General features: G+C 68.3%; 19 protein-coding genes and 1 pseudogene. 2 read left to right on the top strand and 18 right to left on the bottom strand.

What is annotated here, in order from left to right:
• Nucleotides 1–59: 59 nt before the first annotated feature.
• The 12 genes from ABZV38_RS03725 to ABZV38_RS03670 all read right to left on the bottom strand — a co-directional run bounded on the left by ABZV38_RS03725 (nucleotide 60) and on the right by ABZV38_RS03670 (nucleotide 12,096).
• The gene (locus ABZV38_RS03725; RefSeq protein WP_356324173.1) at nucleotides 60–2,891 is read right to left on the bottom strand and encodes a DEAD/DEAH box helicase; all 2,832 of its coding nucleotides are present in this window, start codon (nucleotides 2,889–2,891) and stop codon (nucleotides 60–62) included.
• A gap of 50 nt (nucleotides 2,892–2,941) precedes the next feature.
• Entirely contained in the window at nucleotides 2,942–3,832 is an 891-nt protein-coding gene (locus ABZV38_RS03720; RefSeq protein WP_356324170.1) for a diacylglycerol kinase, read from the bottom strand.
• 18 nt (nucleotides 3,833–3,850) lie between these two features.
• Nucleotides 3,851–4,801: a twin-arginine translocase subunit TatC gene (tatC, locus tag ABZV38_RS03715; protein ID WP_356324168.1), complete on the bottom strand. Its 951-nt coding sequence runs from the start codon at nucleotides 4,799–4,801 to the stop codon at nucleotides 3,851–3,853.
• 62 nt (nucleotides 4,802–4,863) lie between these two features.
• A complete protein-coding gene (gene tatA / locus ABZV38_RS03710) occupies nucleotides 4,864–5,154 on the bottom strand; it encodes a Sec-independent protein translocase subunit TatA (RefSeq protein WP_356324166.1) in 291 nt (96 codons plus the stop codon).
• Between the two features lie 241 nt (nucleotides 5,155–5,395).
• Nucleotides 5,396–5,593, bottom strand: coding sequence for a hypothetical protein (locus ABZV38_RS03705; RefSeq protein WP_330243944.1), 198 nt, complete (start codon nucleotides 5,591–5,593; stop codon nucleotides 5,396–5,398).
• Between the two features lie 44 nt (nucleotides 5,594–5,637).
• Nucleotides 5,638–5,907: a hypothetical protein gene (locus ABZV38_RS03700; RefSeq protein WP_356324164.1), complete on the bottom strand. Its 270-nt coding sequence runs from the start codon at nucleotides 5,905–5,907 to the stop codon at nucleotides 5,638–5,640.
• Between the two features lie 18 nt (nucleotides 5,908–5,925).
• Nucleotides 5,926–6,882: a WYL domain-containing protein gene (locus ABZV38_RS03695; protein WP_356324162.1), complete on the bottom strand. Its 957-nt coding sequence runs from the start codon at nucleotides 6,880–6,882 to the stop codon at nucleotides 5,926–5,928.
• Nucleotides 6,883–6,896: 14 nt separating this feature from the next.
• The gene (locus ABZV38_RS03690; protein ID WP_356324160.1) at nucleotides 6,897–7,850 is read right to left on the bottom strand and encodes a WYL domain-containing protein; all 954 of its coding nucleotides are present in this window, start codon (nucleotides 7,848–7,850) and stop codon (nucleotides 6,897–6,899) included.
• Nucleotides 7,851–7,988: 138 nt separating this feature from the next.
• Entirely contained in the window at nucleotides 7,989–8,360 is a 372-nt protein-coding gene (locus tag ABZV38_RS03685) for an FKBP-type peptidyl-prolyl cis-trans isomerase (protein ID WP_266987638.1), read from the bottom strand.
• Nucleotides 8,361–8,403: 43 nt separating this feature from the next.
• Complete coding sequence (locus tag ABZV38_RS03680) at nucleotides 8,404–9,339, bottom strand: FKBP-type peptidyl-prolyl cis-trans isomerase (protein WP_356324158.1); 936 nt, start codon at nucleotides 9,337–9,339, stop codon at nucleotides 8,404–8,406.
• Between the two features lie 126 nt (nucleotides 9,340–9,465).
• The gene (gene pafA, locus ABZV38_RS03675; protein WP_356324156.1) at nucleotides 9,466–10,827 is read right to left on the bottom strand and encodes a Pup--protein ligase; all 1,362 of its coding nucleotides are present in this window, start codon (nucleotides 10,825–10,827) and stop codon (nucleotides 9,466–9,468) included.
• Nucleotides 10,828–10,836: 9 nt separating this feature from the next.
• Nucleotides 10,837–12,096, bottom strand: coding sequence for an MFS transporter (locus tag ABZV38_RS03670; protein ID WP_356324154.1), 1,260 nt, complete (start codon nucleotides 12,094–12,096; stop codon nucleotides 10,837–10,839).
• Between the two features lie 144 nt (nucleotides 12,097–12,240).
• On the opposite strand from ABZV38_RS03670, the gene ABZV38_RS03665 reads away from it, so the two are divergent.
• Complete coding sequence (locus ABZV38_RS03665; protein ID WP_356324152.1) at nucleotides 12,241–13,272, top strand: LacI family DNA-binding transcriptional regulator; 1,032 nt, start codon at nucleotides 12,241–12,243, stop codon at nucleotides 13,270–13,272.
• Between the two features lie 55 nt (nucleotides 13,273–13,327).
• Here ABZV38_RS03665 and prcA read toward each other — a convergent pair whose 3' ends face one another.
• The 6 genes and pseudogenes from prcA to arc all read right to left on the bottom strand — a co-directional run bounded on the left by prcA (nucleotide 13,328) and on the right by arc (nucleotide 19,165).
• Nucleotides 13,328–14,164, bottom strand: coding sequence for a proteasome subunit alpha (prcA, locus tag ABZV38_RS03660; RefSeq protein ID WP_356324150.1), 837 nt, complete (start codon nucleotides 14,162–14,164; stop codon nucleotides 13,328–13,330).
• Between the two features lie 58 nt (nucleotides 14,165–14,222).
• Nucleotides 14,223–15,068, bottom strand: a complete 846-nt coding sequence (gene prcB, locus ABZV38_RS03655) for a proteasome subunit beta (RefSeq protein ID WP_356324148.1) — start codon at nucleotides 15,066–15,068, stop codon at nucleotides 14,223–14,225.
• Nucleotides 15,020–15,211: pseudogene (locus tag ABZV38_RS03650) on the bottom strand (endonuclease domain-containing protein); the annotation flags it as partial. The pseudogene ABZV38_RS03650 and the gene prcB, both read right to left, overlap by 49 nt.
• A 100-nt stretch (nucleotides 15,212–15,311) precedes the next feature.
• The gene (locus ABZV38_RS03645) at nucleotides 15,312–15,530 is read right to left on the bottom strand and encodes a ubiquitin-like protein Pup (protein ID WP_266745237.1); all 219 of its coding nucleotides are present in this window, start codon (nucleotides 15,528–15,530) and stop codon (nucleotides 15,312–15,314) included.
• A 120-nt stretch (nucleotides 15,531–15,650) separates the two neighbouring features.
• A complete protein-coding gene (dop, locus tag ABZV38_RS03640) occupies nucleotides 15,651–17,162 on the bottom strand; it encodes a depupylase/deamidase Dop (RefSeq protein WP_356324146.1) in 1,512 nt (503 codons plus the stop codon).
• A gap of 236 nt (nucleotides 17,163–17,398) precedes the next feature.
• Nucleotides 17,399–19,165, bottom strand: a complete 1,767-nt coding sequence (gene arc, locus ABZV38_RS03635) for a proteasome ATPase (protein ID WP_356324144.1) — start codon at nucleotides 19,163–19,165, stop codon at nucleotides 17,399–17,401.
• Nucleotides 19,166–19,406: 241 nt separating this feature from the next.
• Between arc and ABZV38_RS03630 the strand changes: the two genes are divergently transcribed.
• Complete coding sequence (locus ABZV38_RS03630; protein ID WP_356324142.1) at nucleotides 19,407–19,718, top strand: ferredoxin; 312 nt, start codon at nucleotides 19,407–19,409, stop codon at nucleotides 19,716–19,718.
• Nucleotides 19,719–19,747: the final 29 nt, after the last annotated feature.

The raw sequence follows: 19,747 nt of genomic DNA, 5'->3' as shown, positions 1-19,747 counted from the left end.
TCCGGGCCAGGGTCCAGCCCGTCCGGCGCCCCGGACCGGGGTCCGGGGCAGAGGCCCCGTCACCCCACCGAGCTGTAGGCCACCACACCCCGGAGCACCGCATCCATCGCCTTGCGCGCATTGCGGGCCACAGAGCTCCCCCCGCCCCCCGGCGCCGCGGCCGCGATCTGCCCCAGCACATCGATCACCTGCTTGCACCACCGCACGAAGTCCCCTGCCGGCATCTCCGCTTCGCGCAGCACCTCGTCCAGCGTCCGCCCCGACGCCCACGTGTAGACCGCCCAGGCAAACCCGAGATCGGGCTCCCGCTGCCCGACCCCCTCCGCCTGGTTGATCTTGAAATCCTCCTCCAGGGCATCGAGCCGCCCCCAGATATGGACCATCTCGGCCATCGCCGTCTTCGCCGGCCCGGACGGCAGCTTCGGTGCCACCGCGTCGTCCGCCTGCCGCGCCTCGTACACCAGCGCCGACACACACGCGGCAAGCTCCGCCGGGTTCAGCCCTTCCCAGACCTCGGCCCGCAGGCACTCGCTCGCCAGCAGGTCCAGCTCGCCGTACAGCCGGGCCAGCCGCCGGCCGTGCTCGGTGACCTCATTGCCCCGCAGATAGTCCAGCTCGGTGAGGAGCGCGACGATCCGGTCGAAGGTGCGGGCAATCGTGTTCGTCCGCCCCTCGATCCGCCGCTCCAGCTGCTTCGTGTCCCGCTGCAGCCGGTGGTACCGCTCCGCCCACCGCGCATGGTCCTCGCGCTCGGCGCACCCATGGCACGGATGGGCCCGCAACTCGGCCCGGTAGCGGGCGATCTGCTGGTCGTCGGCGGCCTCGGCCCGGCCCCTGCGGTGCCGCTCCGGCACGATGTGCCCCGCCTTCGTCCGCAGCGCCGACGCCAGATCGCGTCTCGACTGCGGCGACCGCGGGTTGAACGACTTGGGCACCCGCATCCGCTCCACGGCCTCGACCGGCACGGGGAAGTCGATCGCGGCGAGCCGCTTGACCTGCCGCTCGGAGGTCAGCACCAACGGCCGCGGCCCGTCGTAATATTCGAGCCCCCGGTGCCCGTTGACCCGCCCGGCCGGCAGCCCGGGGTCCAGCACGAGCGCCAGCCCGGCGAACTTTCCGGTCGGCACGTGGATGACATCGCCCGGCTTCAGCTTCTCCAGGGACGCCGCAGCCGCCGCCCGCCGCTGCGACGCGCCGTGCTTGGCGAGCTCCGTCTCCCGCTCCTTGAGGTCGCGGCGCAGCCGCGCGTACTCCTCGAAGTCACCGAGGTGGCAGGTCATGCCCTCGCGGTAACCCTCCAGGCCCTCCTCGTTCTTCTGCACCTGCCGGGAGATCCCGACGACCGAACGGTCGGCCTGGAACTGTGCGAACGAGGTCTCCAGCAGCTCGCGCGACCGGTGCCGGCCGAACTGCTGCACCAGGTTGACGGCCATGTTGTACGAGGGCCGGAAGCTGGACCGCAGCGGATAGGTGCGCGTACCCGCGAGTCCGGCCAGCGCCCCCGGGTCCATGCCGCGCTGCCACAGCACCACCGCGTGGCCCTCGATGTCGATCCCGCGCCGCCCCGCACGACCGGTCAGCTGGGTGTACTCGCCGGGGGTGATGTCGGCGTGCTGCTCGCCGTTCCACTTGACGAGCTTCTCCAGCACCACGGAGCGCGCGGGCATGTTGATGCCGAGGGCGAGGGTCTCCGTCGCGAAGACCGCCTTGACGAGCCCGCGTACGAACAACTCCTCGACGACCTCCTTGAAGGTCGGCAGCATCCCCGCGTGGTGCGCGGCGATGCCCCGCTCCAGCCCTTCGAGCCATTCGTAGTAGCCGAGGACATGGAGGTCCTCGCCGGGGATGGACGCGGTCCGCTCCTCGACGATCTCCCGCACCAGCCGGCGCCTGTCCTCGTCGTTGAGCCTCAGTCCGGCCTGCAGACACTGCTGTACGGCGGCCTCGCAGCCGGCCCGGCTGAAGATGAACGTGATCGCGGGCAGCAGCCCTTCCGCGTCCAGCCGGTCGATGACCTCGGGCCTGGACGGGGTCCAGATCCGGCTGCGCTGGCGCCGCTCGCGCTCGCGGTCCGCCTCGCGCACCATCTTTCCGCGGCGGCGCTCGCGCGGGTTGTACCCGCGCTGGTTCTCCATGCGAGCGAGCCGGACGAGGTCGGGGTTGACCTCGCGGCGGCCGGCGCCACGACCGCCGTGGTCGGTCTCCTCCTCGAAGAGGTCGTACATCCGGCGGCCGGCCAGCACGTGCTGCCAGAGCGGCACGGGCCGGCTCTCGGCGACGATCACTTCGGTGTCGCCGCGGACGGTGTCCAGCCAGTCGCCGAACTCCTCGGCGTTGGACACGGTCGCCGACAGCGACACCAGCGTCACCGAATCCGGCAGATGAATGATCACTTCCTCCCACACCGCGCCGCGGAAGCGGTCGGAGAGGTAGTGCACCTCGTCCATCACGACGTGGCCGAGGCCACGGAGCGCCTGCGAGCCCGCGTACAGCATGTTCCGCAGCACTTCGGTGGTCATGACGACCACCGGTGCATCGGCGTTGACACTGTTGTCGCCGGTCAGCAGACCGACCTTGTCCGCGCCGTAGCGCTTGACCAGATCGGAGTATTTCTGGTTCGACAGGGCCTTGATGGGCGTGGTGTAGAAACACTTGCGGCCCTGACGGAGCGCGAGATGCACAGCGAACTCGCCGACGATCGTCTTGCCCGACCCGGTCGGGGCGGCGACCAGCACCCCCTTACCCGCTTCCAAGGCCTTGCATGCCTCTATCTGGAACGGGTCCAGATCGAACTCGTACATCTCGCGGAAGGGCGCGAGTGCCGTGGCCTGCTCGGCGGCGCGGATCCGGAATGCCTGGTATCGCTCAGCTGGTGAGAGGTCCTCTGTCATCTTGCTTACGAGCCTACCCGTCACCTCTGACAGTCAGCACGATCTTTAATTCACTGTGTAAGAACCCTGACCGCACCCGGCACGCACGTGGCGGTGAGCGGCAGCGCACCGAGCGGTTCGCCGTCGGCGTAGGCGGTGACGGAGGCGGCGGCCAGCTCGATCGACGAGACCCGGTGCACGGTGACCGCGGGGTGGTCGAGGTGCGTTCCCTTGTAGACGCGTGGGAAGACTTTGAGCAGCGTCGTACGGCTGCAGTCGCCGACGACGGTCACGTCGAAGAGCCCGTCGTCCATGACGGCGTCCGCGCAGATCCGCATTCCCCCGCCGTAGGTGGAGCCGTTGCCGACCGCGATGAGCGTCGCCTCGATCTCCTGGACCGGCCCGCCGTCGAGCCTGATGCGGTACGGGATCGTCCGGAACGCGGCGAGTTCGGCGAGGATCGCGAGGTCGTACTTGAACCGCCCGCCGACCCAGCGCATCCGGTTGCCCCGGTCGTTGACCCGGGAGTCGAAGCCGGAGGCGAGCACGGACCCGAACCATCGGTCACCGACGCGGCCGAGGTCGATGTCCCTGATCGCCCCGCCCTTGAGCGCCTCGGCAGCGAGCCGGCCCGCGGCGGCCGGGTTCCGTATCGGCAGGCCGAGGGCGCGGGCGAAGTCGTTGCCGGTGCCGACGGCGATCACGCCGAGCGGCGTCATGGTCCCGGCCACGGCCTGGAGGGCGAGGGACATCATGCCGTCCCCGCCCACGGCTATCAGTGCACCGGTCCCGCCGTCGACGGCCTCGCGGGCCCGCCGCAACCCGTCGTCGGCGTCCTCGCCCAGGACCGTACGTACGGAGAATCCGGCGTCCCGCAATGCGGAAGCGGCCGGCTGCGCGGCGTGCGCGCCCCGGCCGCGTCCTGCGGTGGGATTGACGAAAAGGGTGATCTCGCTGGTCACCCGGGGGACCTTACAAGGTCAGGTGATGTCGTCGTAACCGTTCACCCGGTCACGGTCCGGCCCCGACTGCGCCGGCAGCGACCTGGCGGACGGGACCGGTTCGATCTCACCGATCTCCTCGGGGGTGAGCTCCAGCTCCGACGCCTCGTCATCGGCGGGCCCCTCCGCCGCGCGCTGCGCCCTGCGACGGTCGTTGAGGAGCGAGAGCCCCGTCGCGCAGAAGTACAGGACCCAGATCGGCCCGGCGAGCGCCAGCATGGTCAGCGGGTCCGTGCTGGGCGTGGCCAGTGCGGCAAAGAGTGTGATGCCCATGATCATGCCGCGCCACCAGCCGAGCATCCGCTTGCCCGTGATGACGCCGCCGAGGTTCAGCATGACGAGCAGCAGGGGCAGCTCGAAGGAGAGCCCGAAGACCACCACCATGCGCGTGATCAGGTCCAGCAGGTCATCGAGCGGCAGCTGGTTGTCCAGGCCGGCCGGCGAGAACTCCAGCAGGACCTTGGCCATCGTGGGCAGCGTCTTGTACGCGAAGAAGCCACCGGCGAGGAAGAGCGGGAAGCCCGCGCCGACGAAGGCCAGCGAGTACTTCTTCTCGTGCCTGTGCAGTCCCGGGGCGATGAACGCCCAGAGCTGGTAGAGCCAGATCGGCGACGAAAGGACGACGCCTGCCATCAGGGAGACCTTGAGCGCAAGGGTGAACGGGGTCAGCAGACCGTTCAGGACGATGCGCGCACAGGTGCCGTCGTCCTTCTTGGCGAGTTCGGCGAAGCTCGAATCGCAACCGACCGCCTTCAGCACCGGGTCGGTGAAGAACTCGATGATCCCCTTGTAGAAGAACGCGGCGACGATCGTGACGACGACGATCGCCAGCAGAGCCTTCGTCAGCCGGTTGCGCAGCTCACGCAGGTGCTCCACCAAGGGCATGCGGCCCTCGGGGTCCGTCTCCTGTTTGCGGGCAGACTTGAGCAACCCACGTCCTCATCTCGTGCAGCAGGCCGTCACCGATCACGGCGCCTGCGTCGGCCCGGTTGTCAGCGGTTGGTCGAGTCGGTCGGCTCGGCGACCGGCCGCGAACTCGTCACATCGCCGGGCGCGGCCTTGATCGTGCGCGGGGTCGCCTGGTCCTGAGCGGCGTCGTGCGGCGGGTCGGCGGGAGTGGCCGAAGGGTTGCCCTCGGACTTCATGGCCTTGGCCTCGCTCTTGAGGATGCGGGCCGACTTGCCGAGCGAGCGAGCCATGTCAGGAAGCTTCTTCGCGCCGAACAGCAGAACAATGACGACGAGGATCAGGATGATCTCGGGAGCGCCGAGCCTTCCGAACATATGCGTGTACCTTCTCACCGAGGCAGCAGGGGTGGGGCTGATCGAACGTCGGACAGACGTCCGATCTTCGTACTGTCAGCGATCGTATCCCGCAGGAGTAAACGCAGGGCAATACCCATGCATCCTTGCGATTACGGCCCACGCCTCGCTCTCAGGGCCGCCCCAGCAGCGTACCCTCCGAACCTGAGAAACTGGAGGCCGCGCCCTCGCTGATCAACCGGCCCGAGCCGAAAGACCCGGCCTACCGCAGGGATTCGCCGGTGGCCGCGAGATCGGTGGCGGCCCGTTCGAGATCCTCGGCCGCCCGGTTGATGCGCCGCGTGGTGTGGGTCACCTGGCGCCCCAGGCGCTGGGCCTCGACGAAGACCTTGACGGCCAGCACGCCGAGGACGGCGATGCCGAGGAACCCCAGGGCGATGGCGAGCATGGGCCAGAACATGCGCAGTGCCTCGATATGTCTAGATGGACCGGATGTCCGGAGTGCTACAGCCCGGCGTGCAGGCGAAGCGTCCGTACGCCGCCGCCGGTCAGGAGCTCGATGATCCGCTCCCCGGCCGGCTTGCGGACGGCTGTGCCGCACTCGGGGCAGGTGAAGGAGTAGAAGGTCGTACGGCGACTGGCGCCGATGGCGAGGCGCAGGGCGCCCGCCGCGAGCTCGAAGCGCCCGCGACAGTCCGGGCAGGCGGCCTTGAACCGTACGGACTCGGGTACCACTACCGTCGAGATACCTGACATCACAGACATATTGCTCATATCTCCTCAGGTATCCGTTCAGGCCGGGCCGTCATAGGCGGCCAGGGCTGCCCGTGCCGCCTGCCGCGCGCTCTGCGCCAGCTCCTGTGGGGCGACGATGCGCCCTTCCCCGCCGAGCCGCAGCGCAAGCCTGCGCAGCGAGGCCGGTTCGGGGGTGCGCAACGTGATCCGCATGCCGCCGTCGGCCAGTTCCTCCGCGCTGTCGTGCGGGTAGTACTCGGCGACCCAACGGCCACCGGGCCCCACCTCGATCACGACCTCGGGATCCTCGGCCGCCGGCTGCACCAGCCCTTCGGAGAGATCCCGCAGCTCCAGCTCCGGGGGCGCGGACGGCTCGTCCAGCAGCCGGATCTCGGCGACCCGGTCGAGCCGGAACGTACGCCGGTCCTCGGAGAGCCGGCACCAGGCCTCCATGTACGTGTGCCCCACGGCGAACAGCCGGATCGGGTCCACCTCGCGCTCGGTGAGCTCGTCCCGCGCGGGCGAGTAGTACCGCAGCCACAACCTGCGCCGCTCGGAGATCGCCCGGTCGACATCGGCGAAGACGCCGCCCTCCGACTCGAAGGTGACCGAGAGCCGGGAGCTCGCCGCCGCCGTCTCACCGGCCGCCGTCTCCAGCTTCGCGGTGGCCCGCAGCAGTGCCTGCCGGTCGCTCTCCCGCAGCCCCGGCAGCGTGGCCACGGCGCGCGCGGCGACCAGTAGCGCCGTCGCCTCGTCGGCCGCGAGCCGCAGCGGCTCGGCCACATCGTCCGGGTTGTGCCACCAGATCCGCTCGCCGTCGGTGTCGATGTCCAGCAGATCGCCGCCGCGGAAGCTCGTCCCGCACATGGGGAGCACATCGAGGTCCGAGATCAGCTCGTCCTCGGTGATCCCGAACGCACGGGCGACGTCCTGCACATGGGCGCCGGGGCGCTCCCGCAGATACGTCACCAGGGACAGCATCCGGCGCGTCTGGTCGATCGCGTTCGTCGCCATGAATACGGTCCCCCTCAGTCCTTGGCCACGGCGCGCAGCCGGTCCACCACATCGGCCCGCAGATCCGCGGGTTCCTGCACGACGACGTCGGGGCCGAACTCGACGAGCCAGGCGTCCAGACCGTGTCCGTACGGAATCTCCAACTCGTCCCAGCCGTCTCCGAGTTCCTGCACGGATATCGCGCGCGACCGCAGCGGGTAGCCGGAACCCGACCGCAGTCTGATCAGCGCGGTCCGGGTCGCCGTCTCCCCCGCCCAGCTCTCCACGGTCTCCCGCACGGTCACCACATCGGGCACCTCGGCGGTGAAGGCCCCGGCCCGCGAGCGGACCCGGCCACTGATGCGGGACAGCCGGAACACCCGCTCGGCGCCACGGTCCCGGTCCCAGCCCGCCAGATACCAGTGCCCGCGCCAGCACTCCAGCGTCCAGGGCTCGACCTGGCGCTGCTCGGACCGGGCGGCGTTGGCCTTGCGGTAGTCGAAAGTGACCGGACGGCGGTCGCGGCACGCCAGCATCAACGGCTCGAACGCGGTCTCATGCACCGGAATGCGCGGTTCGAGCGCGCTGTGCACCTCGTAGGCGTCCTCCGCCTCCGGCATCCCCGCGGCCCGCAGCTTCTGCAGCGCACCACTGGCCGCACCGGCGAGCCGGGCCTGCTGCCACACCTTCGCGGCCAGACCGAGCGCCGCGGCCTCCTCGGCGTCCAGCGTGATCGGCGGCAGCCGGTTGCTGTCCCGGCGGGCCAGATAGCCCGTGTCGCCGTCCAGGTTCTCCACGGTCTCGATGACCAGACCGAGCTCGCGCAGGTCGTCCTTGTCGCGCTCGAACATCCGGTTGAAGGCGTCGTCGGAGCCCGCTTCCAGATATGCCTCGATGGACCCGCGCAGCTCGCGCTTACTGAGCGGGCGCCGGGTCCCCAGCAGGCACAGCGCCAGGTTCATCAGCCGCTCGGCCTTGGCAATGGCCATCGACGCCCCTTTTCTCCTTGCTCTACGACGATCGACCGTACCGCTCCCAGGTGTCCGGACAAAAGCGAGGGCCCACGCCGTACGGAACGAGGGCCCGTGCAGTCCGGCACGGGCCCTCGTGATGCGTTCGGGGACGGATCAGACGGCGACCAGGTCGCAGACGAAGATCAGCGTCTCGCCCGGGGCGATCCGGCCGCCGGCGCCGCGGTCACCGTAGGCGAGGTGCGCGGGGATGGTCAGCTGGCGACGGCCGCCGACCTTCATGCCCTGCACGCCCTGGTCCCAGCCGGAGATGACCTGACCGACACCGAGCTGGAACTGCAGCGGGGTGCCACGGTTCCAGGAAGCGTCGAACTCCTCGCCGGTGGAGAAGGCCACGCCCACGTAGTGGACCTTGACCATGTCGCCGGCCTTGGCGACCGCACCGTCGCCCTCCCAGATGTCCTTGATCTCCAGGTCGGCCGGCGGCTCGCCACCCGGGAAGTCGATCTCGGGCTTCTCGATGCTCACTGAACTGCTCCTCTAAATGATGAACTGGACAACCGGGACAGTCTTACATCTTTGCCAGCAGGTCCACGGCGAACACCAGGGTGGACTTGGCGGGGATGGACTGCTGCGCCTTGTCGCCGAACGCCTGGTCCGGCGGGACGACCAGCAGGACACGGCTGCCGATCTTCTTGCCGATCAGGCCGTTCTTCAGACCCTTGAGGGTGACCTGGGCCAGCGGGAAGGTCTGGGTCTTGCCCTGGGCGTAGGTGCTGTCGAACGTCTTTCCGTCCTTCCACAGCAGGCCCACGTAGTTCACGACGACGCTGTCGGTCTCCTTGATGACGTCGCCCTTGGACTCCAGGATGTAGTTGGAGACCAGCTTCGTCGGCGGGTCGGTCTTCTCCGGGATCTTGACGGACGGTGCCTTGCCGTCGGTGTTGGTGCCCACCTTCGGAAGGTCGACATTGTCCTGGGCGACCTCGGTGCCCTTGGCGGACACAGGAATCTGCGTCGCCTTCAGAATGTCCACGACGAAGACGAGGGTGGCGTTCGGCTTGATGTCACCCTGGCCCTGCGCGCCGTAACCGAGGTCCGGCGGAATGACCAGCTCGACACGGCTGCCGACCTTCTGGCCGACGAGGCCCTGGTCCCAGCCCTTGATGACCATGCCCGCACCGAGCGTCAGATCGAACGGCTGCTTACGGTCGAAACTGTTGTCGAACGGCTTGTCGGAGTCCCACGCCTGTCCGAGGTAGTTGACCTGGATCGCGTCGCCGTTCTTCAGCTTCGCGCCATCACCCTCACTGATGACCTGCGTCTTCAGCTCCTTGGGCGGATCGCCCTGTCCCTTGGACAAGGTGGGCTTCTCGCCGAACTTCTCACCCGCGGTGATCGCGGGGAATCCGTTCTTCGAGGCGGAGTCGGAGCCCTTGTCGTCGCCACCGCACGCCGCCGTCAACAGCAGCAGGGGGACAACGAGAAGGCCGGCAAGTCGGCGCACTGGTTCCTCAGATCTCAGACGACACAGTTGGTTGAGTCCCCGACACTCTAGGGCGTGCACAGGGCCCCGTACGAGAACGTACGGGGCCCGAGTCGCACAAGTGGCGAGGCGCATTCCTGCGCCGGCTCACATACCCGCGATCAGCTTCTCCACTCGATCGTCCACGGAACGGAACGGGTCCTTGCACAACACCGTGCGCTGCGCCTGGTCGTTGAGCTTGAGATGGACCCAGTCGACGGTGAAGTCCCGCCGCTGCTCCTGCGCCCTTCGGATGAAGTCGCCGCGCAGCCGCGCCCGGGTGGTCTGCGGGGGCACCGACTTGCCCTCGAAGATCTTCAGGTCGTTGCAGATGCGGGTGGCCTGCCCCTTCCGCTCCAGCAGGTAGTACAGTCCGCGCCGACGGTGGATGTCGTGGTACGCGAGGTCTATCTGGGCGACCCGCGGATGCGACATGGTCATGTTGTGCTTGGCCCGGTACCGCTCGATGAGCCTGTACTTCATCACCCAGTCGATCTCGGTGTCGATCCGGTCGAGGTCCTCGGCCTCGATCGCGTCGAGCGTGCGGCCCCACAGCTCCAGGACCTGGGCGACGGTACCGGTGCGGATGCCGCGGCGATCGACGAAGTCCACAGCCTTCTCGTAGTACTCGCGCTGCACCTCGATGGCCGACGCCTCACGGCCGCTGGCGAGGCGGACCTTGCGCTGTCCCGTGATGTCGTGGCTGACCTCGCGGATCGCCCGGATCGGGTTCTCCAGTGTCAGATCGCGCATCACCGTGCCCGCTTCGATCATCCGGAGCACCAGGTCCGTCGCGCCGACCTTGAGCAGCATCGTCGTCTCGGACATGTTCGAGTCGCCGACGATGACATGAAGGCGGCGGTACCGCTCGGCATCGGCGTGCGGTTCGTCGCGCGTGTTGATGATCGGACGGGAGCGCGTGGTGGCGGAACTGACGCCCTCCCAGATGTGCTCGGCACGCTGGCTGACGCAGTAGACCGCGCCGCGCGGGGTCTGCAGCACCTTGCCCGCTCCGCAGAGCAGCTGCCTCGTGACGAGGAAGGGAATGAGGATGTCCGCGAGCCGGGAGAATTCTCCGTGCCGCGCCACGAGGTAGTTCTCGTGACACCCGTAGGAGTTTCCCGCCGAATCGGTGTTGTTCTTGAAGAGATAGACGTCGCCCGCGATTCCCTCCTCGTGCAGGCGGCGTTCGGCGTCGACGAGCAGGCCTTCGAGAATGCGCTCGCCTGCCTTGTCGTGGGTGACCAGCTCGGTCAGATTGTCGCATTCGGGGGTTGCATATTCCGGATGCGATCCCACGTCGAGGTAGAGGCGGGCGCCGTTCCGCAGAAAGACATTGCTGCTGCGGCCCCATGACACAACACGGCGGAAGAGGTAGCGCGCCACTTCGTCAGGAGACAGTCGGCGCTGTCCCCTGAACGTGCACGTGACGCCGTACTCGTTCTCCAGCCCGAAAATGCGGCGGTCCATGACTGAACATTACGCCTGATGGCCCGAGCTGAAACCGGGTTCGACAGCACCGTTTCGATCATTTTCCGATACCCGCACAGCAACCGGCGTACGCCCGGGAACTGCGAGGACCCTTCCCGTGGCCAGCAGCACCAGCAGCGCAACCACCCCACCGGCCCCCGCGACGGCGAAGCCCTGCGCCGTCCCGCCCAGTTCTACTGCCGGGCCCGCCACAGCTGTTCCCGCCGCCGCACCGACCCCGAACGTCGTCACGAGCCAGGAGAACGCCTCCGTCACCGTGCCCCGCGGAGCATGCCGGTCCACCACGATGAACGAGCACGCGATCGCGGGCGCCAGGAACACCCCGGCGAGCGCGGCCAGAACGGTCATCGCCACCACTCCGGGCGTCAGCATCAGCGGCAGATAGCCGAGTGCCAGCAGCGCGACGATGCCCCGCAACCGACGCTCCGGCGCCCCCGACCATCGCCACGCCCCGTACACCACGCCGCCGATCAGCGCGCCCAGTCCGAGCGCGGCCATCAGCCAGCCGTACACCGACTCACGGCCGTGGTCGTCGGCGTACGCGACACCCGCCACCGTGATCGAGCCCAGGGCGAGCCCGACGAAGAAGAAGGAACCGAGCAGTGCCAGCAGGCCCGGCGAGCGCAGAGCGCCCAGCCAGTGCGCCTCGCGGGGCGCCGAACGCCAGGTGCGGGAGGGCTCCGAGACCACCACGGAGAGCGCCCCGAGCACCCCGATCGCGTTGATGACGAGCAGCGCTGCCGCGGGCGACCAGAGCGAGACCAGCACCGTCACCAGCAGCGGCCCCACCGTGAACATCACCTCCTGGGCCACCGCGTCCATGGCGTACGCGCGGTGCACCCGGTCCTGGCACCCCAGGACCGTCGGCCACAGGGCCCGCAGGCCGCCCTCCAGTGGCGGTGTGCAGACACCGGCCACGACCACCGCCGCGTAGGCCAGCGGAAGCGATCCGAGGCCCGCCAGGGCCAGCAGGGCCATGCCCAGCGCGGACAGCACGGACGCGGGGAGCTGGACGCGCGGCTGACCGTGCAGGTCCACGGCCCGGCCCAGCAGTGGCTGCCCGACCGCCGTGGAGAGGCCGTACACCGCCGCGAGCGCCCCCGCGAGGGTGTAGCTGCCGCCCTCGGCGCGGGTGAACAGGACGATCGCGATGGGCGCAGTACCGCTGGGCAGCCGGCCCACCAGCGTGCCGACCAGCAGCCGGGCGGCATGCCGCTCCCGGAGGATGTCCAGATATCCCGCGGCCATGTCCCGCCCTCATCTCCCTCGGACGTTCTTCCGACGCCCGACGTTTTACGTATAACGTCGAGGTTCATACGTACCATGTCCCCAGTCCACAGGTCCACCTCACCGCACGCACCAGCACCGCACCCGTTCAGCCCGGAGGTCCCAGTGACCAGCGCATCACAGCCCGCCCCGGCCCGGCCCACCAGCCGCGACGTCGCGCGGGCCGCAGGCGTCTCGCAGGCGACCGTCTCCCTCGTGCTGGGCGGCAAATGGCGTGGCAGGGTCTCCGAGGCCACCGCCGAGCGGGTCCGCAGTGCCACCCAGGACCTCGGCTACCGGCCGAATCTCGCCGCCCGCAGCCTCCGCCTCGGCCGTACCAGGACGGCGCTGCTGGTCGTCCCCGCCCTCACGAACGAGTTCTTCGCCCGCGTCTACACCGGCGCCGCCGCGGTCGCCGCCGAGCACGGCTTCGGGGTCGTCCTGTACCCCTCCCCCGACGGCACGGGACCGGCCCGGGACCCCTTCGCCTCCGCCCGCGCCGCACTCGACGGAGTCATCGCCTCCTCGATGGCCGCCGACGCACTCGGCGCCCTGCACAGCGCCGACCTGCCCCTGGTCATGCTGGACAGCGACCCCGCGGACACGGGCGTCGCGGCCCGCGTCAACCTCGACATCGCCGACGGCATGCGGCAGGTGACGGACCATCTGCTCACCCTCGGCCACCGCCGCTTCATCCACCTCGCGTCGGCCATCGACTCCTGGACCTTCGCCGTCCGCGCCCGGGCCGTCCGCGAGGCCGTACAGGGGGTGCCCGGCGCCGTCGTACGGACCGTGCCGGCAGCGCTCGACGTGCGGGCCGGCCGGGAGGCCGCGGAGCACGCGCTGGCCGCCCCCGGCCCCCGGCCGACCGCGATCATCTGCGACGACGACATCCTGGCCGCGGGCGCCTGCAAGGCGGCCCGCCGGCTCGGGCTCCGGGTCCCCGACGACCTCTCCGTCACCGGCTTCGACGACCTGGCCCTGGCGACCGCTGTCGAACCCGAACTCACCACCGTGCGGCTCCCCGCGGAACAGGTCGGCGAGCGCGGCATGAACGCCCTGCTGGCCGTCCTGGACGGCCGCCCGGCCGAACCCGGCAGCCTGCCGGTGCACCTGGTCGTACGCGGCTCCTCCGCACCCCCACCGCCCCGGTCATGACTGTGCCCCGGCCAACCGGGATCGGCGGACCGGGGCACAGGGACAGGCAGACGCGCTACTCCTCGGACGAGTCCGGCGACTCGCCGGTCCCGGCGGAATCGGCAGCCCCGGAGGACTTCGTGACGTCGGTGGGAGCGTCGCCCCCGTCGCCGTCCTCGATGTCCGACGGGGCATCCGTCGGCGTGACCCCGCCGTCGGCCTCCAGCAGCCGCGCCAGCTGCCGCCCGACGATCCGCTTGAACTTCCTCTGCTGAGGCCTCGTACGGTCCAGGACCGCCACCTCAAGACGCTCGGCGGGGATCTCCCGCTCACTCCCGTTGGGATCACGGGACAGCGCCTGCACGGCCAGCTTGAGCGCCTCGGCCAGCGTCATGCCGTCACGGTGGCGCTGGTCCAGGAACGTACTGATCTGCTCCGCGTTGCCACCGACCGCGACGGAGCCGTGCTCGTCCACGATCGAGCCGTCATGCGGCAGCCGGTAGATCTGGTCGCCCTCGGGCCTGGCGCCCACTTCGGCGACCACCAGCTCCACCTCGTAGGGCTTCTCGGCCGCACTGGAGAAAATGGTGCCCAGCGTCTGCGCATAGACATTGGCCAGTCCGCGGGCCGTCACATCGTCACGGTCGTATGTGTATCCGCGCAGATCTGCGTACCGGACACCGCCGATGCGCAGATTCTCGTACTCGTTGTACTTACCGGCGGCGGCGAAACCGATCCGGTCATAGATCTCGCTGAACTTGTGCAGCGCACGGGACGGGTTCTCACCGACGAACACAATGCCGTCGGCGTACTGCAGCACAACCAGGCTGCGACCACGGGCAATGCCCTTCCGGGCGTATTCCGCCCGGTCGGCCATGGCCTGCTGAGGTGAGACATAGAACGGCGTCGACACCGGCTATCCGTCCCTTTCTGTCAGTGACGAGTCCATCGAAGAGGTCCTGGAACCGGGATCAGAGCAGCGCGGCACGCGGGCCGTCGGGCTGTTCCATCCGGCGCTCCAGGATCATCCGGGCGATCTCCGAGGATTCCGCCTCGGTGAGCTTCCGGAAACCCTCGTCGGTGATGACGGTGACGATCGGGTAGATCCGCCGGGCCACATCGGGGCCGCCGGTCGCCGAGTCGTCGTCCGCGGCGTCGTACAACGCCTGTACGACCAGGGTGAGCGCCTGCTGCTCCGTCAGGTCCTCGCGGTAGAGCTTCTTCATCGACCCGCGGGCGAAGATCGACCCGGAGCCGGTGGCCGCGTAGCCGAGCTCCTCGGACCGGCCGCCGGTGACGTCGTACGAGAAGATCCGGCCCTTCTCGCGGTCGACGTCGAAGCCGGCGAAGAGCGGGACCACGGCGAGGCCCTGCATGGCCATGGCCAGATTGCTGCGGATCATCGTGGAGAGCCGGTTCGCCTTGCCCTCCAGGGAGAGCTGGGCACCCTCGACCTTCTCGAAGTGCTCCAGCTCCAGTTGGAAGAGCTTGACCATCTCCACCGCGAGACCGGCCGTGCCGGCGATGCCCACCGCCGAGTACTCGTCGGCCGGGAAGACCTTCTCGATGTCGCGCTGAGCGATCATGTTGCCCATGGTCGCCCGCCGGTCACCGGCGAGCACCACGCCACCGGGGAACGTCGCGGCGACGATGGTCGTCCCGTGCGGCGCCTCGATGGCCCCTTGCATGGGCGGCAGGTGCCGGTTGCCCGGCAGCATCTCGGGCGACTGGTCGGACAGGAAATCCATGAACGAAGAGGATCCCGGCGTCAGGAAGGCAGCTGGTAGACGCCCGGTGCTACGAGTGTTGGCTTCCACGCGTTTCCCTCCAGGTAAGCGATGGCCCTGCGCAAGATGTCAGGATCATCTCCCAACGTGCCGATGGCCGAATTGCAGTTGAAGCACAGTACGCCACGGACCCTACCCGTCCCGTAGCGGTGATCCACATGGACTGCGGGGGAAGCTTGCGGAGTCCGAAGTGCCGGTTGTGGCCGCGCGGCACGGGCTCCCTTCGCCCGTACCGCGCGCACCACCCCATTCCCCCATGTTCACATGAGTGAACTACTGTCCACCCTTCTGAACGAACGAGCGGACGAAGTCCTCCGCGTTCTCTTCGAGTACGTCATCGATCTCGTCCAGAACCGAGTCGACATCGTCGCTCAGCTTCTCCTGCCGCTCCTGGAGGTCCTCCGAAGCCTGCGCGTCCTGCGCCTGCTCCTCGACCTCCTCGGTGGAACGTGTCGCCTTCTGCTGTCCGCCGCCGGTGTCCTTGGTCGCCATGTAGCTCACCCCGCTCGGTTCGAAGCACTTGATCAGACCCTACCTACGGGGTCCGACATTGGCCCGGTACTTGTCTCAACGTCCTGGGGCCATCTCGATGATTCCCTGATCGCGGCCATTTCAGCCGCCGGAGAGCACCCGGACCAGCTCTTCCGCCGTACGACAGCGGTCCAGGAGCTCCTTGACGTGGTTACGGGTCCCGCGGAGGGGCTCCAGGGTGGGCACCCGCTGCAGCGAGTCATGGCCCGGCAGATCGAAGATGACCGAGTCCCAGGAGGCCGCGGCGACGTCGTCGGCGTACTGTTCCAGGCAGCGGCCACGGAAGTACGCCCTGGTGTCCTCCGGGGGCTTCGTACGGGCCTGCTCGACCTCGTTCTCGTCCAGCAGGCGCTTCATCTTCCCGCGGGCCACCAGGCGGTTGTAGAGGCCCTTCTCGGCCCTCACGTCGGCGTACTGGAGGTCCACCAGGTGCAGCCGGGCCGCGTCCCAGTCCAGACTGTCGCGCCGGCGGTACCCCTCCATGAGCTCCCGCTTGGCGATCCAGTCGAGCTCCCCGGAGAGGCTCATCGGATCGTTCTCCAGCCGGTTGAGGGTGTCCTCCCAGCGGATCAGGACGTCCTTGGTCTGCTCGTCGGCGTCCACCCCGTACCGCTCCTCGACGTACTTGCGGCCGAGCTCGAAGTACTCCATCTGGAGCTGCACCGCGGTGAGCGTCCGACCGCTACGGAGCGTGATCAGGTGTTGCAGCGAGGGGTCGTGGGAGACGTGGTGCAGGGTGCGCACCGGCTGGTCGACGGCGAGGTCGACGTTGATGAAGCCGTCCTCGATCATGGACAGGATGAGCGCCGTGGTGCCGAGCTTGAGATAGGTGGAGATCTCCGACAGGTTCGCGTCGCCGATGATCACATGGAGGCGGCGGTACTTCTCGGCGTCGGAGTGGGGCTCGTCGCGGGTGTTGATGATGGGGCGCTTGAGCGTGGTCTCCAGGCCGACCTCGACCTCGAAGTAGTCCGCTCGCTGGCTGATCTGGAAGCCGTGCTCATGACCGTCCTGGCCGATGCCGACGCGGCCGGCGCCGGTGACGACCTGGCGGGAGACGAAGAACGGGGTCAGGTGACGCACGATGTCGGAGAACGGGGTCTCCCGCTTCATCAGGTAGTTCTCGTGCGTGCCGTACGAGGCGCCCTTGTTGTCGGTGTTGTTCTTGTAGAGGTGGATCGGCTGGGCGCCGGGCAGCTGGGCCGCGCGTTCGGCGGCTTCGGCCATGATGCGTTCGCCGGCCTTGTCCCAGAGGACGGCGTCCCGCGGGTTGGTGATCTCCGGCGAGCTGTACTCGGGGTGCGCATGGTCGACGTAGAGCCGTGCGCCATTGGTGAGGATGACATTGGCCAGGCCGATGTCCTCGTCGGTCAGCTGACTGGAGTCGGCGGTCTCGCGGGCGAGGTCGAAGCCTCGCGCGTCTCGCAGCGGGTTCTCCTCCTCGAAGTCCCAGCGGGCGCGACGCGCCCGGTGCATCGCCGCCGCGTAAGCGTTGACGATCTGGGACGAGGTGAGCATGGCATTGGCGTTGGGGTGGCCGGGCACGGAGATGCCGTACTCCGTCTCGATGCCCATTACTCGCCGTACGGTCATGCGGCCCTCCTTGCCCGGCGGCGTTCCCTTCCGGGATCGGCGCTCAAGTACCGCTGCTTGTCCGGTGCGTGTGCGGTGCCCGTCCCCGCACTGCGCGACTGGGCGGTACGGAAGAGCCTAGAGCGCCTCTGCGCTGGTGGGGAGATCAATTACGTCATTGCTCCGGTGTCGTGGGAGCTGTCCGGAAAGCAACCGGCTGCGGATGCCCGGCCGGGCATCCGCAGCCGGTCTGCGTTCTACAGGTACTGCCCGGTGTTTGCCACCGTGTCGATGGAGCGACCCGTGTCTGCGCCCTGTTTTCCGGTGACGAGCGTACGGATGAACACGATCCGCTCGCCCTTCTTGCCGGAGATCCTGGCCCAGTCGTCGGGGTTGGTGGTGTTGGGAAGGTCCTCGTTCTCCTTGAACTCGTCCACGCATGCCTGGAGGAGATGGGAGACGCGCAGGCCCTTCTGGCCCTGGTCGAGGAAGGCCTTGATGGCCATCTTCTTGGCCCGGTCGACGATGTTCTGGATCATCGCGCCGGAGTTGAAGTCCTTGAAGTACAGGACTTCCTTGTCGCCGTTGGCGTACGTGACTTCGAGGAAGCGGTTCTCCTCGGACTCGGTGTACATCCGCTCGACGACGGACTGGATCATGGCGTGCGCCGCGGCTTCCTTGGAGCCGGTGTGCTCGGCGAGGTCGTCCGCGTGCAGGGGCAGGGATGGCGTGAGGTACTTCGCGAAGATGTCCCTCGCGGCCTCCGCATCCGGACGCTCGATCTTGATCTTCACATCGAGGCGGCCCGGGCGCAGGATGGCCGGGTCGATCATGTCCTCGCGGTTGGAGGCGCCGATCACGATGACGTTCTCCAGGCCCTCCACACCGTCGATCTCGGCGAGGAGCTGCGGGACGATGGTGTTCTCCACGTCCGAGCTGACGCCGGATCCGCGGGTACGGAAGAGCGATTCCATCTCGTCGAAGAAGACGATGACGGGGGTGCCCTCGCTCGCCTTCTCACGGGCCCGCTGGAAGACCAGGCGGATGTGCCGCTCGGTCTCACCGACATACTTGTTGAGGAGTTCGGGACCCTTGATGTTGAGGAAGTAGCTCTTGCCGGTGGGCTGCCCGGTCACCTCGGCGACCTTCTTGGCCAGGGAGTTGGCGACGGCCTTGGCAATGAGCGTCTTGCCGCAGCCGGGCGGGCCGTAGAGCAGGATGCCCTTCGGCGGCCGCAGTTCGTGCTCCTTGAAGAGGTCGGGGTGGAGGTAGGGGAGCTCGACCGCGTCGCGGATCAGCTCGATCTGGTCGCCCAGGCCGCCGATCTTGTCGTAGTCGATGTCCGGGACCTCTTCGAGGACGAGCTCCTCGACCTCGCTCTTCGGCACCACTTCGTAGACGTAGCCGGACCTGGGTTCGAGCAGCAGCGCGTCGCCGGGCCGGATATTGATGTCGAGAAGCGGTTCGGCGAGCCGTACCACCCGTTCCTCGTCGGTGTGCCCGAGAACCAGGGCCCGCTCGCCGTCCTCGAGGATCTCCTTGAGGGTGACGATGTCCCCTGCGCGCTCGAATTCCATGGCCTCGACCACGTTGAGCGCTTCGTTGAGCATGACTTCCTGGCCGCGCCGGAGGTCGTCGAGCTCGACGCTGGGGCTGACGTTCACCCGGAGCTTGCGGCCCCCGGTGAAGATGTCGCAGGTACCGTCCTCGTTGCCCTGCAGGAAGACTCCGAAGCCGGCCGGTGGCTGTGCGAGCCGGTCGACCTCCTCCTTGAGGGCCACGATCTGGTCGCGGGCCTCGCGCAGGGTGTTGGCGAGCCGCTCGTTCTGTGCTGAGACGCCTGCGAGGTTGGTCTGCAACTCGACGATCCGCTCTTCGAGAATCCTCGTATGGCGCGGAGAGTCGGCGAGCTTACGTCGCAGGACGGCGATTTCCTGCTCAAGATAGGCGACCTGGCCGGCTGGGTCTTCGGACCCCCGCCCGGGCCGGATGCCGCGGTTGATGTCGTCGTCGTGGGCTGCCACGGTCCTCACCTCCTCCAAGGGGAGCTGGACGCTTCCTGACCCTACCTGGGTGGGTGGTGATTGAAACCCCTAGATCACAAAGACTCCGGGACGTGTCCGATCTTCACCCTTGCGCTCTCCCTCACGCCAGGGGAATACCCACCCTTCAACATCGGAAAGCGGCCGGTTGTATCGTCGAACCGTTCAACACCCGTCAGGGCTGGCCATTTTTGGTTCGGAAACGCAGGGAACGGCAGGAGAAATGACCGTGCAGCAGGACGCCCCGACCGGCAGCGACACGCAGGATCTGGAGGTCTGGATCGACCAGGACCTCTGCACGGGAGACGGCATCTGCGTGCAGTACGCACCCGAGGTGTTCGAGCTGGACATCGATGGTCTGGCGTATGTGAAGAGCGGCGAGGACGAACTGCTGCAGGACAAGGGGGCGACGACGCCCGTTCCGCTGCCGCTGCTTCAGGACGTGGTCGATTCGGCCAAGGAGTGCCCCGGCGACTGCATCCATGTACGGCGCGTTTCGGACAGGGTCGAGATCTACGGCCCCGAGGCTGCCTGATCCTGCGGAGCCCGACCGGTCGACTACGT

Origin of the sequence: Streptomyces sp. NPDC005181, assembly GCF_040608395.1 — a bacterium.
Taxonomy (GTDB): domain Bacteria; phylum Actinomycetota; class Actinomycetes; order Streptomycetales; family Streptomycetaceae; genus Streptomyces.
This window is presented reverse-complemented; position numbering and strand designations above follow the sequence as displayed.

Excerpts from the sequence above, each read along its gene's own strand:
- ABZV38_RS03690 (WP_356324160.1), bottom strand. The coding sequence starts at position 7,850 with ATGGCCATTGCCAAGGCCGAGCGGCTGATGAACCTGGCGCTGTGCCTG.
- ABZV38_RS03725 (WP_356324173.1), bottom strand. The coding sequence starts at position 2,891 with ATGACAGAGGACCTCTCACCAGCTGAGCGATACCAGGCATTCCGGATC.
- ABZV38_RS03695 (WP_356324162.1), bottom strand. The coding sequence starts at position 6,882 with ATGGCGACGAACGCGATCGACCAGACGCGCCGGATGCTGTCCCTGGTG.
- tatA (WP_356324166.1), bottom strand. The coding sequence starts at position 5,154 with ATGTTCGGAAGGCTCGGCGCTCCCGAGATCATCCTGATCCTCGTCGTC.
- ABZV38_RS03645 (WP_266745237.1), bottom strand. The coding sequence starts at position 15,530 with ATGGCGACCAAGGACACCGGCGGCGGACAGCAGAAGGCGACACGTTCC.
- dop (WP_356324146.1), bottom strand. The coding sequence starts at position 17,162 with ATGACCGTACGGCGAGTAATGGGCATCGAGACGGAGTACGGCATCTCC.
- ABZV38_RS03705 (WP_330243944.1), bottom strand. The coding sequence starts at position 5,593 with ATGTTCTGGCCCATGCTCGCCATCGCCCTGGGGTTCCTCGGCATCGCC.
- ABZV38_RS03700 (WP_356324164.1), bottom strand. The coding sequence starts at position 5,907 with ATGAGCAATATGTCTGTGATGTCAGGTATCTCGACGGTAGTGGTACCC.
- ABZV38_RS03630 (WP_356324142.1), top strand. The coding sequence starts at position 19,407 with ATGACCGTGCAGCAGGACGCCCCGACCGGCAGCGACACGCAGGATCTG.
- ABZV38_RS03670 (WP_356324154.1), bottom strand. The coding sequence starts at position 12,096 with ATGGCCGCGGGATATCTGGACATCCTCCGGGAGCGGCATGCCGCCCGG.
- pafA (WP_356324156.1), bottom strand. The coding sequence starts at position 10,827 with ATGGACCGCCGCATTTTCGGGCTGGAGAACGAGTACGGCGTCACGTGC.